A 14,825-nucleotide genomic window follows, 5' to 3' on the forward strand; every position below is an offset into this window, starting at 1 on the left:
CCGACCGACTCCCCGAGAGGATCCCGATGACCATCGTGGTGGCCTTCGCCGACACCGCCCCCGGGCACGCCGCCGTCACGGCCGCGCTCGCCGCCCCCGGCGAGCCCGGCGAGCCCGTCGTCCTCGTCCCCGCGGTCCGCGGGGAGCCGGTGCCGGACTCGGCCGAGCTCGAGGCCCGCTGGCCCGGGCTCGCCGGCCGGGTGCAGGTCGAGCGCGGCGACCTCGGGGACCCGAGCGACGCGGTCGTGCAGGTTGCGCAGCGCCGGGGCGCGCGGCTGCTGGTGCTCGGGCTGCGGCACCGGTCGCCGGTCGGCAAGATGGTCTTCGGCAGCACCGCGCAGCGGATCCTGCTCGACGCCACCTGCCCGGTGCTGGCGGTGAAGCCGCCGCCGGACGAGCGCGACTGAGGCCGGGACGGCGGCCCCTGCGATCCACCCGGTGGACCGCAGGGGCCGCTGTCGTGCCGGACCGGCCGCCCGCCCGCCCCACCACAGGGGTGCAGGTGCATTCCCGTTCCACCGGGGACGTGCAAGGGTGCCGGACATGAGAGTCGCGCTGCAGGTGACCTGCGTCAACGACGCGATGTTCCCGGACACCGGCAAGGCGGTGGTCACGCTGCTGCGCCGGCTGGGGGTCGACGTGGACTTCCCGGACACCCAGACCTGCTGCGGGCAGCCGATGGTCAACACCGGCTACCTCGACGAGGCCGTGCCCGTCGTCCGGACCTTCGTCGACGCCTTCGCCGGGTACGACGCGATCGTCACGCCGAGCGGCTCGTGCGCGGGGTCGGCCCGCCACCAGCACTCGATCGTGGCCCGCCGCTCCGGGGACGCGAGCCTCGAGGCGGCCGTCGCGGAGACGGGGCCGCGGACCTACGAGCTGACCGAGTTCCTCGTCGACGTGCTGGGCGTCACCGACGTCGGGGCCTACTTCCCGCACCGGGTGACCTACCACCCCACCTGCCACTCCCTGCGGATGCTCGGCGTCGGCGACCGGCCCCGACAGCTGCTCGAGAAGGTCCGCGGGCTCACCCTCGTCGACCTACCCGCCGCCGAGGAGTGCTGCGGCTTCGGCGGCACCTTCGCCGTCAAGAACGCCGACACCTCGGTCGCGATGGGCGCCGACAAGGCGCGCCACGTCCGGGACACCGGCGCCGAGGTGCTCGTCGCCGGCGACAACTCGTGCCTCATGCACGTCGGCGGGATGCTCTCGCGCCAGCGCAGCGGCGTACGCACCCTGCACCTCGCCGAGGTGCTCGCCGCGACCGAGGAGTCCCAGGGGCGGACGACCGGACCGGCCGTCGGCGCCCGGGCAGGAGACCGAGCATGAACACCCCACGACGTTCTCCGCTGCGCTCCGAACGCCGCGGGGACCCCGAAAAGCCGACCGGCACCTTCGTCGGGATGCCGGCGTTCCCCACGGCCGCCCGCGAGGCACTGGCCGACACCCAGCTGCGCCACAACCTCGCCCACGCCACCGGGACCATCCGGGCCAAGCGCGCCCGGGTCGTCGGGGAGGTCGAGGGCTGGGAGGACCTGCGGGTCAGCGGCGCCGCGGTCAAGGAGGCCGCGCTCCGCGACCTCGCCACCCACCTCGAGACGCTCGAGGCCTCGCTGACCAAGCAGGGCGCGACGGTGCACTGGGCCCGCGACGCGACCGAGGCGTGCGCGATCGTCGCCCGCATCACCCGCGACCACGGCGCCGACGAGGTCGTCAAGGTCAAGTCGATGGCCACCATGGAGATCGGCCTCAACGAGGCCCTCGAGGCCGAGGGGATCCTCGCCTGGGAGACCGACCTCGCGGAGCTCATCGTGCAGCTCGGCGACGACCTGCCTTCGCACATCCTGGTGCCGGCGATCCACCGCAACCGGGCGGAGATCCGCGAGATCTTCCTGCGCCGGATGGCCGACGTGGGCCGGCCCGCCCCCGACGACCTGACCGACGAGCCCGCCGTGCTGGCGGGCGCCGCCCGCGCCCACCTGCGGGAGAAGTTCCTGCGCGCCAAGGTCGCGGTCTCCGGCGCCAACTTCGCCGTCGCCGACACCGGCACGCTGGTCGTCGTCGAGTCCGAGGGCAACGGCCGGATGTGCCTGACCCTGCCCGAGGTGCTGGTCAGCGTCGTGGGCATCGAGAAGGTCGTGCCCTCCTGGCCCGACCTCGACCCGCTGCTGCGGCTGCTGCCGCGGTCGTCGACGGGCGAGCGGATGAACCCCTACACCTCCACCTGGAGCGGCGTCACGCCCGGCGACGGGCCCCAGGAGGTGCACGTCGTGCTGCTCGACAACGGCCGCACCCGCGCCCTCGCCGACGACGTCGGCCGGCAGGCGCTGCGCTGCATCCGCTGCTCGGCCTGCCTCAACGTCTGCCCCGTCTACGAGCGGGTGGGCGGCCACGCCTACGGGTCGGTCTACCCCGGCCCGATCGGCGCGATCCTCAACCCGCTGCTCAACGGCGTGTCCGACGAGCAGACCGCGTCGCTGCCCTACGCCTCGTCGCTGTGCGGCGCCTGCTTCGAGGTGTGCCCGGTGCGCATCGACATCCCCTCGGTCCTGGTCGACCAGCGCGCCGCCGTCGTCGACAGCCACCGGGGCGACACCGTGCCCAAGGCGGAGGCCCTCGCCATGAGGGCGGCCGCCTGGGCGTTCTCCGACGCCCGCCGGCTGGCGTGGGCGGAGAAGGCGTCCGGCCTCGGCGGCCGCGTGCTCGACCGCTTCGGTCGTACGACGCTCCCGGGCGGCCGGCGCGCCGCCGGACGCCTGCCCGGACCGGCCAGCGGCTGGACCTCGGCCCGCGACCTGCCCGCCCCGCCGCCGGAGTCCTTCCGGGCCTGGTGGAAGCGCACCGACGGAGGACGACGATGACCAGCGCCCGCGACGAGGTCCTGGCAAGGGTCCGCTCCGCCCTCGACGGCGTGGAGCCGGCCGGACCGCTGCCCGCCCCGCCGACCGTGACCCCGGTCGAGGACCTGGTGGGCCTCTTCGTCGAGCGCGTCGAGGACTACCGCGCGGTCGTCACCCGCTGCGGTCCCGACGACCTCGAGGCGACGGTGGCCGCCGCGCTGGCCGGCGGCAGCGCCGTCGTACCCCCCGACCTCGGCATCGACGTGGCCGGCGCGGTCGTCGATGACAACCTGTCCGCGGTCGAGCTGGACGGCATCGACGCGGTGGTCACCCGGGCCCGGGTCGGGATCGCCGAGACCGGCACGATCGTCCTGGACCACGCGCCCGACCAGGGCCGTCGGGCGATCAGCCTGGTCCCGGACCTGCACGTGTGCGTGGTGGGCGTCGACCAGGTCGTCGCCGACGTGCCCGACGCCGTGGCGCTGCTCGACCCGACGCGTCCGCTCACCTGGATCAGCGGGCCGTCCGCCACGAGCGACATCGAGCTCGACCGGGTCGAGGGCGTGCACGGACCCCGGACGCTGCACGTCGTCGTGGTGGGCTGAGCGGCCCGCGCGATGAGGGACTTCGCGAGGCAGGAGCGCCGGTGACCGCGGAGGCCTGGGACCTGGTGGTCGTCGGTGCCGGGCCCGCCGGCTCGGCAGCGGGCCTGGGCGCGCTGGCCGAGGACCCGTCGCTGCGGGTGCTGCTGCTCGACCGCAGCGACTTCCCGCGGGACAAGTCCTGCGGCGACGGCATCGCGCCCCACGTCCTCGACGCGCTGGCCACGGTCGGCGCCGGCGACGTGGTGGACGGCTGGGCGCCGCTGCGCCACCTCGAGCTCTCGCACGGCGACGTGCGCGTCGAGGGCCCGATGGCGCGCCCCGTGCACGTGGTGCCCCGCGAGGTGCTCGACGCCCGTCTCGTGGAGCGCGCCTGCGCCGCGGGCGCCACGCTGCGGCGGCACCGGGTGACCTCCGCGGCCGACCCGCTGCTCGCGGGGGCGGGGGTCGTGGTCGGCGCGGACGGCGCCTACTCGGTCCTGCGCCAGCACCTGCTGGGTCGCCGGGCGCACCCCCGCGCGATCGCGATCCGCGGCTACGCGCCCACCACGCCGGGCCTGCGGGGACGCCAGGTGATCCGGTACGGCGACCGGCACCAGCCGTCGTACGCCTGGGCCTTCGACCGCGGCGACGGGCTCGCCAACGTCGGCTACGGCGAGCTCCTGCCCGGCGACGGGGAGGGCCGCGAGCAGCCCAGCCGGCGGCTGCTGCTCGAGCAGCTCGAGGCGCTCGTCCCCGGCGCGGCCGCCACCGGCACCGGGTGGCGCGGCCACCACCTGCCGCTCAGCACGTGGCGCTGGGAGCAGCCCGACGGTCGCGTCCTGCTCGCCGGCGACGCGGCCGGGCTGGTCAACCCGATGACGGGGGAGGGGATCTACTACGCCGTGGCGACCGGGATCATCGCGGGCCGGACCGCCGCCCGGACCCTGGCCGCCGGGCGGCCGCACGACGCGGGCGCGGCGCACCGCCACGACGTGCGCCGGCTGCTGGCCCGGCACCTGCGCCACACGTGGCTGGCCTCGCGGCTGTCCCGGTCGCCGGCCGTGGTCGACGCGGGCATCCGGGCCGCCGGGCGCGACCGGCACGTGTTCGACACGCTCGTCGAGCTGGGGCTGGGCGACGGGCTGATCGGACCGCGCCTCGCCGGCAGGCTGCTGGACGGCCTCGTACGCCGCTGACCGGCGTCAGGGCAGCGACGCACAGGCGACGCACCGGCGCGCGGTGGGCCTCGCCTCGAGCCGCGCGGCCGGGATGGGCTCGCCGCACCGCTCACAGGTGCCGTACGTCCCGTCGTCGAGCCGCGCGACGGCCCGGTCGACCTCGGCGAGGTGCTCGCGCGCCTGGGCGACCAGCGCGCCGATCTGCGAGCGCTCGAAGGCGATGGTGGCGCCCTCCGGGTCGTGCTCGTCGTCGGCGTTGGTGTCCAGCGAGGCCGCCACCACGGCGTCGTAGTCGCCGGTGAGGGCCGCCAGCCGCTCGAGCACCCGCGCTCGTTCGGCGTCCAGCAGTGCCCGGGCCCCGTCCACCCCGGCATGCTGCCACGCAGGTCCGGCCCGCGACAGGACAGGATGGGGTCCATGAGCGCCTACTGGGTCACCACCTACAAGGAGATCACCGACGAGGCCAAGGTCGCGGCGTACGCCGAGCTGGCCGGGCCCGCCCTGCGGGCGGCGGGTGGCACGTTCGTCGCCCGCGGCCTGCCGGAGCAGACCTACGAGGCAGGCCAGGCCACCCGCACCGTGGTCATCGTCTTCGACTCCGTCGACGCCGCCCGGGCCGCGCACGACAGCCCGGACTACCGGGAGGCGCTGGCCGCGCTCGACGGCGGCGCGGTCCGCGACATGCGCATCATCCCCGGCGCGGAGTAGCCGGACCGCGCGTCGCCCGGTGACGGTCCCGGGATTCTCCGGCGCGATCCCACCGTCGACGGCTCGCGTCCGCCATGATCGGGTCCAGGGCGGTGCGTCCGGGCGGTGAAGGGTCTCGGGACGACCGGACGTCGCTGCCAGGTGTGAGCCCCCCGGACGTCCTGGAGACCCGATGACCAAGCACGACGTGACCCCGCCGCAGCAGCCCGCCCGCCGGTTCACCGTCGCGGCCGACGGCACCACGAAAGGCGACGACGGCGCCTCCGGCGGGCTCGCCGCCTCCCTGAGGTATGCCTGCCGGGTGGCCGGCCAGCTCGAGTTCCTCACCGGGGCCGGCGACCTCGAGTGGGTCAGCACGGTCAGCAGCACCACCGTGACCGCCCGGGTGGGCTGGACCCTGGCTCGCGAGGTGACGTTGTCGGCCGAGGTGGAGGCGGGGGAGCCCCGCGCTTCCAAGGAGTTCACCGTCGTCGGCGGCGCCGACGTGCACGCGGCGCTGGGGCACTGCATGCAGCGCGTGCGCCAGCTCCTCGGGACCCACTGGAGCGCGGTGATCACCGGCGACAAGCGGGTCGTCGGGGCGGCCGTGCCCCAGTCCGGCAGCGGCGTCCTGGACTCGATGGCCGCGCTCCCGGAGGTGGGGGTGCGGGCGCTGGCCGTCCTGGGCGCGCTCGAGGAGCGCTACCGCGAGACCTGCGTGCTGCTCGACTACCAGCGCGGCACGATGCTGGTCGCCGCCATCGGCGACCACGCCCTCTACGCCTTCGCCGACAAGCTGGACGCCCGGGTCGTCTCCGAGGTCGTCGACGAGGTGCGCGCGATCCTCGTCCCCGCCCAGGTCGCCGACGCGGACACCATCGCGACCGGCCAGGAGGCGATCGACCCGGTCGAGCCGGTCGAGACGCCGCCGGTCGCAGCCCCCGTCCCGGTCCAACCGGCGGGCATGCGGTTCCGCGCCGCCCAGCCACGTACATCGCGCTGGGGTCGGCGCCGCGACTGAGCGTCTTCTGGCTACCGTGACCACGACACCGGGACCACCCGGGCGACCGGCACCAACGGGAGGGCGACATGGGCGCAGGCCACTCCCACGGCCACGCCGGTGAGCGGCACCGGTGGCGGCTGGCCGTCGCCTTCGGCCTGGTCGCCGCCTTCTTCGGGGTCGAGCTCGTCGCCGGCCTCGTCTCGGGGTCGCTCGCGCTCCTCTCCGACGCCGGGCACATGGCCGCCGACGTGGTGGCCCTCGGCGCCGCCCTGGTCGCCACCCGGGTGGCGTCGCGGCCCGACACGACCGGGCGGCGCACCTACGGCTCCTACCGGGCGGAGGTCTTCGCCTCCGGCCTCGCGGTGCTCCTCATGCTCGGCGTCTCGGCGTACGTCGTCCTTGAGGCGCTCGGACGCCGGGGCACGGACGTGGGGATCGCCGCCACCCCGATGCTGGTGGTCGGCGTGCTCGGGCTTGTCGTCAACCTCGTCGCGCTGGTGCTCCTGCGCGGGGGTGCCGGGGAGTCGCTGAACGTCCGGGGCGCCTACCTCGAGGTGGTCGCCGACACCCTCGGCTCGGTGGGCGTGCTGGTCGCCGGCTGGCTGGTCGCCACCACCGGCGACGGCGTCTGGGACACCGTCGTGGCGCTGGCGATCGGCGTCTTCGTCGCCGTCCGGGCGGTGCTGCTCGGCCGCCAGGTCCTCGCCGTGCTCGGCCAGCACGTGCCGGCCGGCATGGAGGTCGACGACGTCGTCGCCGACCTCGCGGCGCTGGACGGCGTGGCCGACGTCCACGACGTGCACGTGTGGACGCTGACGTCGGGGATGCTCGTCGCCACCGCGCACCTCGTCGCCGAGGAGGGGCGGACGCAGCGGGTGCTCGACGAGGCACGCGAGCTGCTCCGGCGCGACCACGCCATCGCCCACGCGACCCTGCAGGTCGAGTCGCAGGCCTCGCGGGAGTGCCACGAGCTCGACTGGTGACGCGGGCCCGGCTGGTGAGGCGGACGCTGCGCCCGGGCGGCATGCTGGGGGCATGCGCTTCACCGAGCACGAGCTGACCGTCGCCCTCACCGCCGCGGCCAAGCCGGTCGCCGCCTCCCGCGGCCGCGGGCTGCGCAAGTCCCGCCAGGACCCCGACGAGGTGTGGAACGGCCTCAGCGGCTACGAGCGCTACCAGCTCCTCGACGCCCTCGGCGGGCAGCTGCTGCCCGCGCTGGTCGCCCTGCCCGACGTCGAGGTCGCCAGCGGCACGCGTCCCACCTTCACCGACGACCAGGTGCTCGCCGCGGTCGAGGAGACGCTGGGGGACGTCCCGGGCGGCCGGGTGCGCCGCAAGGTCGTCGTCGCCGCGCGCGTGGCCCTGGTGAAGGCGGCCCTCGCCGGGCTGCCGCCGCGCAGCGACCCGGACGCGCTGCAGGTGCCCGACTCGCTCTGACCCGGGTCAGTCCTCGTCCTCGTCGGGCAGGTGCGGGTCGGCCAGCAGGTACTGCGTGAACCGGCCGTCGTGGGACCGCTCGTGGTGGCGCAGCGGCTCGGGCACCATCCGTCCCTCGGCCGCGTCCCAGAAGCCGTCGATCCGCCTGGCCACCGTGCGCGCCACCCGGCCGGGGACGCCCTGGTGGGGGATGTAGGGGTGCGGTCGCGTCGGGGCCGCCAGCTCGGCGCGGTAGAGCTTCTCGCCCCAGTCGGGGTCGTCGTCGCGGCGCGCGGCCGCGAGGTCCGTCACCAGCTGGCGCTCGAGCTCGCAGGTCTCGGCGAGCTCGCGGCGTACGTCGCTCCAGATGGACGACCACGGCCGCCGCACGGCGTACGTCGACCCGTAGAGCTTGGCCTTGACCTGCGACAGCGCGACCTCGAGGCGCCGGCTCTGGACGACGTAGTCGTGGGCCCGCGCCGGGCCGTCGGACAGGTGCGAGCGCGCGGCCGGGACGACGACGGCGAGGGCCGCGGCGTTGTGCCGGCTGGCGCTGGCCAGGAACGTGTCGATGGCCGGGTACTGGTCGCGCGGGTGCTCCGGATCGGTCGTGGGGCGTGCCACGGCGGCGAGGTCGAGGCGCTCGACGAGCATCTGGTGGGTGACCCGGAGACCGGGGACGAGCGTGTCCATCGCTGACTCCCGACGGGCAGGGCCGGACGCACTGCCCACCTCCCAGTCTGCGCCTCGTCGGGGGTGCGGACAAGGGCGTCGGTCCATCGGGGCGGCGGCGGGGCGGGCATGATGTCCGCCGTGTCCCGCGCCCTCACCCTGCTCCTGACGCCGGTCCTCTCCCTCGTGCTCGCGCTGCCCCTCTCTGCCGCCGCTGCTGACGCGGACGCGGGCCGCGACTTCTCGGTGACCGCCCACCGCGGCGGGCCGACGCGCTCGCTGGGCGAGAACACGATGGCGGCGTTCAAGCACTCCCTCCGCTCGGGCGCGACGGCGCTGGAGACCGACGTGCGCCGCACCAAGGACGACGAGCTCGTCGTGCTGCACGACAGCGGCGTGGGGCGCACGACCACCTGCACCGGCCCGATCGGCGCCTGGACGCGTCGCCGGCTCGACCGCCGCTGCGTCGAGCGCACCACCCGCAAGCCCGTCCCGCACGTCGAGGAGCTCCTGGCCTTCGCGGCGGTCCGGGCCGAGCGGGGCAGCCCGTTCTCGCTGATGCTCGAGCTCAAGGGCAGCAACTGGTCCGTCATCCAGGTCCGGCGGGTGGTCAACCTGGTCAAGGACGCCGGGCTCGTCGAGCTGACCGCGATCTCGTCGCTGCGACCGACCGTGCTGGAGCGCGTACGACGCCTCTCCCCGCGGATGGGCAACCAGCTGATCGTGGGCGGCTGGCGCAAGGTGCGGCAGACCAGGGGGCTCGTCGGCGGCTACAACGTGCCCGCCCGGGTGCTGACCGAGCAGCGGGTGCGTCGGCTGCAGCGGCGCGGCGTCGTCGTCCTCGGCGGCTACGCGCAGACCCGGTCCGAGTGGCGCCGGCTCTCGCGCGTCGGGGCCGACGGGGTCGTCACCACGGACGTGGCCGGCTACCGCGCCTGGCTGGGCTGAGGCCGCGCGCCTGCTCGCGTGGCGCCCGGCTGTCCGGCTGTCCGGCCTTCCTGCTCACCGCCAGCGGCGCCTGCCACCGCCTCACCGCCGAGCCGACGACGCCGGCCGCCTAGAGTCCGTCCGGTGACCTCGACCGCGCAGGCGATCTCGCCCGACTCCGGCACCCACTGGACCGAGCCCGGGGCATGGCCGGTCGCCCCCGGGGTGCACCGCATCCCGCTGCCCCTGCCGATGGACGGGCTGCGCGCGGTCAACGTCTACGTCCTGGAGACCGACGACGGCCTGACCCTCATCGACGGCGGCTGGGCGATCGACGTCTCCCGCACCCAGCTCGAGCAGTCCCTCAAGGAGATCGACCGCGAGGTCGGTGACATCCGGCGCTTCCTGGTGACCCACGTGCACCGCGACCACTACACGCAGGCGGTCACCATCCGCCGCGAGGTCGGGTCGCACGTCAGCCTCGGCATCGGCGACCGCGCGACCCTGGACCTGATCCATGACCGGGACCCGGGCGGGACGGACCCCCACGTCGCGCTCCTCGCGCGCACCGGCGCCACGTCCCTCGCCCGCGCCTGGGGCGAGTTCACCCGCACGCACACCCTCGACCTCGCGCTGTGGGAGCACCCCGACACCTGGCTTGAGGGCGACGTCAGCCTCGAGGTGGGCGACCGCGCCCTCGACGCCGTGCACACGCCGGGCCACACCCGGGGGCACTACGTCTTCGCCGACCGGACCGCGTCCCTGCTCTTCGCCGGCGACCACGTCCTGCCGACCATCACGCCGTCCATCGGCTTCGAGCCGGCCCTCGCGGACGACCCGCTGGGGGACTTCATGGCGTCGCTGACCAAGGTGCGCGGCCTGCCCGACCTGGCCCTGCTCCCGGCCCACGGCCCGGTCGCGCCGTCCTCGCACGCCCGCGTGGACGAGCTGCTGGCGCACCACGAGCACCGGCTCGCGCTCTGCCTCGAGTCGGTCGGCGACGGTGCGGTGTCGTCGTACGACGTCGCGGGCGCGCTGCCCTGGACGCGGCACGAGCGGACCCTGGCGTCGCTCGACGTCTTCAACTCGGCGCTCGCCACCCTCGAGACGCGCGCCCACCTCGAGCTGCTGGTCGCGCGCGGCACGCTCGAGCGCGGCGAGGACGACGGGGTCGAGGTCTACCGCCGCACCATCGGCACGTGCGCGACGCCGTCCTCGACGAACTCCGGACCGGACACCGCGAAGCCGTAGGACTCGTAGAACGCCGTCAGCCCCGTCTGCGCGTCCAGCCGCACGTCCCGCTCGCCGATGCCGGCCAGGGCCACGTCCATCAGGTCGCGCGCCAGCCCGCGACCGCGGGCCGACGGGGTCACCGCCACCCGGCCGATGCGCGCGTGCGACCCGTCGTCCAGGACGCGCAGGCAGCCGACCAGCTCGCCGCCGTCGCGGGCCAGCACGTGCCGGGTCGCCGGATCCAGGTCGCGGCCGTCGAGGTCGGGGTAGGGCGAGGCCTGCTCGACGACGAAGACCTGCTGGCGCAGGCGCCACAGCGCGTACGCCGTCCGCGCGTCGAGGTCGTCGAAGGCCAGGGTGTCGATCGTCGCCACGGCGCGACCCTACGGCCGGCCTTCCGCGGGACGGCGGGCGAGGCGGGGAACGCGCCCGTGGTCGGCGTAGAGTCCTCAGCACACAGACAGGGGAGCACGCCAGCGTGCTGAGAGTGCGGGAGACCGCAGACCCTCCGAACCTGATCCGGCTAGCACCGGCGATAGGGAGTCCATGATGAAGACCGTGCGCGCACGCGCGCTCACCAGCACCGCCACCGCAGCACTGCTGCTCGCCGTCACCGGCTGCAGCACGATGGGCGGGGAGTCGGCCAGCGAGCCGTCGAGCCCCTCCACCAGCGCCGACGGCGAGCCCACCGGGAAGGTCGTGCTCGTCACGCACTCGTCCTTCTCGCTGCCCAAGGGACTCGTCCGCGACTTCGAGTCCGAGACCGGCCTCGACCTGGAGACCCGCTCCGCCGGGGACGGCGGCACGCTGACCGCCAAGCTGTCGCTGACCAAGGACGACCCGACCGGTGACGTGGCGTTCGGGGTCGACAACACCTTCGCCTCCCGGCCGCTCGACGAGGGCGTGTTCGCGTCGTACGCCGCGGAGCTGCCCGACGGTGCCGAGCAGTACGCCCTCGAGGGCGAGGACCGCCTCACCCCGGTCGACGTCGGGCACGTGTGCGTCAACGTCGACACCACGTGGTTCGAGAGGGAGGGGATCGAGCCGCCGCAGACGCTCGACGACCTCGCCGCCCCGACGTACGAGGGCCTCTTCGTCACCTCCGGCGCGTCGACCAGCAGCCCCGGCATGGCCTTCCTGCTGAGCACGATCGCGGAGTACGGCGAGGACGGCTGGCAGGACTACTGGGCCGACCTGCTCGCCAACGGCGCCAAGGTCGTCGACGGTTGGGAGGACGCCTACTACGGCGACTTCACCCAGGGCGGCGGCGGGGGCGAGCGCCCGATCGTCCTGTCGTACGACTCCTCCCCGGCCTTCACCGTCAAGGGCGGCCGCTCGACCACGGCCGCGCTGCTCGACACCTGCTTCCGGCAGGTGGAGTACGCCGGCGTGCTCGAGGGCGCCGCCAACCCGGCGGGCGCCGAGGCGGTCGTCGACTGGCTGCTCTCCGACGAGGTGCAGGCGGCGCTGCCGACGAGCATGTACGTCTTCCCGGTGAGCGACGCCGTCGAGGTTCCCGAGGACTGGGCTCGGCACGCCGAGCAGCCGGCCGACCCCTACGAGGTCGACCCCGGCGAGATCGCCGCCAACCGCGAGCAGTGGCTGACCGAGTGGACGGACGTCATCAGCAGGTGAGGCGGCTCGTCGCCCTGGCGGCACTGGCCCTCGGGCCGGTGCTGCTGCTCGGCGTCTTCTTCGTGCTGCCGGTGAGCGGCATGGTGTCGCGTGGCTTCTGGGTCGACGGGCGGCTCGACGTGGGCGGGGTGCTCGACGTGCTCACCCGGCCCCGGGTGCTGCGGGTCGCGTGGTTCACGGTGTGGTCCTCGACCGTCGCCACGGTGGTCGCGGTGCTGCTGGGGATGCCCGCCGCCCACGCGCTGCACCGGCTGGCGCTACCCGGCCGTCGCGTGGTGCGGGCGGCGCTGCTGGTGCCGTTCGTGCTGCCCACCGTCGTGGTGGGCGTGGCCTTCCGGCAGCTGCTGGGGGAGTCCGGGCCGCTCGGCTTCCTCGGCCTCGACGGCACCCCGGTCGCGATCGTCGCCGGCCTCGTGTTCTTCAACGTCGCCGTGGTGATCCGCGCCGTCGGCGCCGCCTGGGAGTCGCTGGACCCGCGTCCCGGCGAGGCGGCCGCCGCCCTCGGCGCCGCGCCCTGGCAGGTCTTCCTCACGGTCACCCTGCCCGCGCTGCGGCCGGCCATCGTGAGCGCGGCGAGCGTCGTCTTCCTCTTCTGCGCGACCGCCTTCGGCGTGGTGCTGACCCTGGGTGGAGTGCGGCACGCGACCGTGGAGACCGAGATCTACCTGCTCACCACGACGCTGTTCGACCTGCGGGCGGCGGCCGCGCTGTCGCTGGTCCAGCTCGTCGTGGTGGTCGTGCTGCTCGTCGTCGCCGCCCGGCTCCGGGCCACCCCCGACGCGTCGACCGCACGGACCGCGCCGCGTCCCCGCCGACCCCGGCGACGCGACGTACCGGTCCTGCTCGCGACCACCCTCCTGCTCGGCCTGGTCGCGCTGCCGATCGTCACCCTGGTCGCCGGCTCGCTGCACGTCGACGGGGCGTGGAGCCTCGAGAACTACCGCCGCCTCACCACCCCCGGTGAGGACCAGGCGCTGCTGGTGCCGGTGACCACCGCCCTGGTGACCTCGCTGCGGACCGCGGTCGACGCGACCTGGATGGCGCTCCTGATGGGGCTCGCGGTCGCGCTGCTGGTGACCCGGCGCTCGCGGACCCGGGCCGAGCGTCGCGTGCGCGGGGCGCTCGACCTGTTCTTCATGCTGCCGCTCGGGGTCAGCGCCGTGACGATCGGCTTCGGCTTCCTGATCAGCCTCGACCGCCCGCCGCTGGACCTGCGCGACTCCCCGATGCTCGTGCCGATCGCCCAGGCCCTGGTGGCCCTGCCCCTCGTCGTACGCACCATCGCCCCCGTCCTGGGCGGCATCGACGACAAGCAGCGCCAGGCGGCGGCGTCGCTGGGGGCGTCGCCGTGGCGGGCCTCGCTCACCGTGGACCTGCCGGTGGTGTGGAAGCCGCTGCTGGCCGCCAGTGGCTTTGCCTTCGCGGCGTCCCTGGGCGAGTTCGGGGCGACCGCCTTCCTGGCCCGCGACGAGCGCCCGACGGTGCCGGTGGTGATCTTCCGCCTCCTCGGGCACCCCGGCGAGCACAACTACGGCATGGCGCTGGCCGCCTCGGTCGTCCTCGCCGTCGCCACGGCGGTCGTCGTGCTGGCCGTCGAGCGCCTCCGCGTCCCCAGCCTGGGAGCCGTCTGATGCTGAGCCTCACCGACGTCTCGGTGTCGTACGACGGCGTCCCCGCCGTCCGCCACGTCGACCTCGACCTGCCCGACGGCCAGGTGCTCGCGGTGCTCGGACCGTCCGGGTGCGGCAAGTCGACGCTCCTGCGGTCGGTGGCCGGCCTCGAGCCGCTGGCGGGCGGGCGCATCGCGTTCGACGGCGAGCCCGTCGACCACCTGCCGACGCACAAGCGCGGGTTCGCGCTGATGTTCCAGGACGGCCAACTTTTCGGACACCTCACCGTGGCCCGCAACGTCGGCTACGCCCTGCGGCTGCGTCGGCGCCCGTCCGCCGACCGGGTCCGCGAGCTGCTGGCCCTCGTCGGCCTCGAGGGGTACGACGACCGCCTCCCCGCCACGCTCTCGGGCGGCGAGCGACAGCGGGTCGCCCTCGCCCGGGCGCTCGCCGTCGAACCGCGGCTGCTGCTGCTCGACGAGCCGCTCTCCGCCCTGGACGCCTCGCTGCGGGAGCGCCTCGCCCTGGACCTGCGCGAGATCCTCCGCGCCGCGGGCACCACCGCGCTGATGGTCACCCACGACCACGAGGAGGCGTTCACCGTCGCCGACCGGCTGGCCGTGATGCGGGCCGGGGAGGTGGTGCAGGCGGGCCCGATCGGTGAGGTGTGGGCGGCGCCGGTCGACGAGCCCACGGCCCTGTTCCTGGGCTACGCACGCGTGCTGGCCGGCGTGCCCGCCCAACGGCTCCTCGCCGCCGCCGGCCTGCCGCCCGCCAGCAGCGTCGCGTTGCGCCGGTCCGCCCTGGTGGCGGGCGACGGCCCCCTGGCCGGGACGGTCGTGTCGGCCCGGGCGACCCCCGAGACCCTGCGGCTCGTGGTGGCGGTGGAGGGGCTCGGCGAGCTGGACGCCGTGGCGCCCCTGGGCAGCCACGCGGCGCCGGGGGAGCCGGTGCGGCTGCACGTCGACCCGACCCGCGTGGCCACCATCACCTGACTGGCGATCGGGCCGCTTTGCCCGAGCGTCCCTAGACTGGCCTGC

General features: G+C 75.2%; 17 protein-coding genes and 1 riboswitch. Of the genes, 14 read left to right on the plus strand and 3 right to left on the minus strand.

Annotated elements, in window-relative coordinates; translation table 11 throughout:
- Window positions 1-26: 26 nt before the first annotated feature.
- The 5 genes from DAI17_RS19845 (at window position 27) to DAI17_RS19865 (ending at window position 4,620) form a co-directional block, all read left to right on the plus strand.
- Window positions 27-407: a universal stress protein gene (locus DAI17_RS19845; protein WP_107774976.1), complete on the plus strand. Its 381-nt coding sequence runs from the start codon at window positions 27-29 to the stop codon at window positions 405-407.
- Window positions 408-543: 136 nt separating this feature from the next.
- Entirely contained in the window at window positions 544-1,329 is a 786-nt protein-coding gene (locus tag DAI17_RS19850) for a (Fe-S)-binding protein (protein ID WP_107774977.1), read from the plus strand.
- Window positions 1,326-2,861, plus strand: a complete 1,536-nt coding sequence (locus tag DAI17_RS19855) for a lactate utilization protein B (RefSeq protein ID WP_107774978.1) — start codon at window positions 1,326-1,328, stop codon at window positions 2,859-2,861. The genes DAI17_RS19850 and DAI17_RS19855 overlap by 4 nt, the downstream gene beginning before the upstream one ends.
- On the plus strand, window positions 2,858-3,445 hold the full coding sequence (locus DAI17_RS19860; RefSeq protein WP_107774979.1) for a LutC/YkgG family protein: 588 nt from the start codon (window positions 2,858-2,860) through the stop codon (window positions 3,443-3,445). The genes DAI17_RS19855 and DAI17_RS19860 overlap by 4 nt, the downstream gene beginning before the upstream one ends.
- Window positions 3,446-3,486: 41 nt before the next feature.
- Window positions 3,487-4,620, plus strand: coding sequence for an NAD(P)/FAD-dependent oxidoreductase (locus DAI17_RS19865; protein WP_107774980.1), 1,134 nt, complete (start codon window positions 3,487-3,489; stop codon window positions 4,618-4,620).
- Window positions 4,621-4,626: 6 nt separating this feature from the next.
- On the opposite strand, the gene DAI17_RS19870 is transcribed toward DAI17_RS19865, so the two are convergent.
- Window positions 4,627-4,968 carry a TraR/DksA family transcriptional regulator gene (locus tag DAI17_RS19870; protein WP_107774981.1) on the minus strand — a complete coding sequence of 114 codons (342 nt, stop codon included), beginning with the start codon at window positions 4,966-4,968 and terminating at the stop codon, window positions 4,627-4,629.
- Between the two features lie 51 nt (window positions 4,969-5,019).
- Here DAI17_RS19870 and DAI17_RS19875 point away from each other — a divergent pair, with 51 nt between their 5' ends.
- The 4 genes from DAI17_RS19875 (at window position 5,020) to DAI17_RS19890 (ending at window position 7,729) form a co-directional block, all read left to right on the plus strand.
- Window positions 5,020-5,310, plus strand: coding sequence for a DUF1330 domain-containing protein (locus tag DAI17_RS19875; protein ID WP_107774982.1), 291 nt, complete (start codon window positions 5,020-5,022; stop codon window positions 5,308-5,310).
- Window positions 5,311-5,482: 172 nt separating this feature from the next.
- Window positions 5,483-6,310 (plus strand): hypothetical protein, encoded by an 828-nt coding sequence (locus DAI17_RS19880; RefSeq protein ID WP_107774983.1) that lies wholly within the window; start codon window positions 5,483-5,485, stop codon window positions 6,308-6,310.
- Between the two features lie 68 nt (window positions 6,311-6,378).
- On the plus strand, window positions 6,379-7,275 hold the full coding sequence (locus DAI17_RS19885; RefSeq protein ID WP_107774984.1) for a cation diffusion facilitator family transporter: 897 nt from the start codon (window positions 6,379-6,381) through the stop codon (window positions 7,273-7,275).
- 52 nt (window positions 7,276-7,327) lie between these two features.
- On the plus strand, window positions 7,328-7,729 hold the full coding sequence (locus tag DAI17_RS19890) for a hypothetical protein (RefSeq protein WP_107774985.1): 402 nt from the start codon (window positions 7,328-7,330) through the stop codon (window positions 7,727-7,729).
- Window positions 7,730-7,735: 6 nt separating this feature from the next.
- Here DAI17_RS19890 and DAI17_RS19895 read toward each other — a convergent pair whose 3' ends face one another.
- A complete protein-coding gene (locus DAI17_RS19895) occupies window positions 7,736-8,401 on the minus strand; it encodes a hypothetical protein (protein WP_107774986.1) in 666 nt (221 codons plus the stop codon).
- Between the two features lie 120 nt (window positions 8,402-8,521).
- On the opposite strand from DAI17_RS19895, the gene DAI17_RS19900 reads away from it, so the two are divergent.
- Both DAI17_RS19900 and DAI17_RS19905 read left to right on the plus strand, forming a co-directional pair.
- Window positions 8,522-9,328 carry a glycerophosphodiester phosphodiesterase gene (locus DAI17_RS19900; RefSeq protein ID WP_159081661.1) on the plus strand — a complete coding sequence of 269 codons (807 nt, stop codon included), beginning with the start codon at window positions 8,522-8,524 and terminating at the stop codon, window positions 9,326-9,328.
- A 123-nt stretch (window positions 9,329-9,451) separates the two neighbouring features.
- A complete protein-coding gene (locus tag DAI17_RS19905; RefSeq protein ID WP_199905227.1) occupies window positions 9,452-10,558 on the plus strand; it encodes an MBL fold metallo-hydrolase in 1,107 nt (368 codons plus the stop codon).
- Here the strand turns inward: DAI17_RS19905 and DAI17_RS19910 are convergent.
- Complete coding sequence (locus DAI17_RS19910) at window positions 10,486-10,914, minus strand: GNAT family N-acetyltransferase (RefSeq protein ID WP_107774988.1); 429 nt, start codon at window positions 10,912-10,914, stop codon at window positions 10,486-10,488. The genes DAI17_RS19905 and DAI17_RS19910 overlap by 73 nt on opposite strands.
- A gap of 78 nt (window positions 10,915-10,992) precedes the next feature.
- Window positions 10,993-11,099: riboswitch (TPP riboswitch) on the plus strand.
- On the opposite strand from DAI17_RS19910, the gene DAI17_RS19915 reads away from it, so the two are divergent.
- The 3 genes from DAI17_RS19915 to DAI17_RS19925 all read left to right on the plus strand — a co-directional run bounded on the left by DAI17_RS19915 (window position 11,090) and on the right by DAI17_RS19925 (window position 14,780).
- A complete protein-coding gene (locus DAI17_RS19915) occupies window positions 11,090-12,175 on the plus strand; it encodes a thiamine ABC transporter substrate-binding protein (protein WP_107775013.1) in 1,086 nt (361 codons plus the stop codon). (Overlaps the previous riboswitch by 10 nt.)
- Window positions 12,172-13,806 carry an ABC transporter permease gene (locus tag DAI17_RS19920; RefSeq protein WP_234412622.1) on the plus strand — a complete coding sequence of 545 codons (1,635 nt, stop codon included), beginning with the start codon at window positions 12,172-12,174 and terminating at the stop codon, window positions 13,804-13,806. The genes DAI17_RS19915 and DAI17_RS19920 overlap by 4 nt, the downstream gene beginning before the upstream one ends.
- Entirely contained in the window at window positions 13,806-14,780 is a 975-nt protein-coding gene (locus DAI17_RS19925; protein WP_107774989.1) for an ABC transporter ATP-binding protein, read from the plus strand. Before DAI17_RS19920 ends, DAI17_RS19925 begins: the two co-directional genes overlap by 1 nt.
- Window positions 14,781-14,825 lie beyond the last annotated feature (45 nt).

Origin of the sequence: Nocardioides sediminis, from assembly GCF_003047295.1 — a bacterium.
In the GTDB taxonomy this organism is placed as follows: Bacteria; Actinomycetota; Actinomycetes; order Propionibacteriales; family Nocardioidaceae; genus Nocardioides; species Nocardioides sediminis.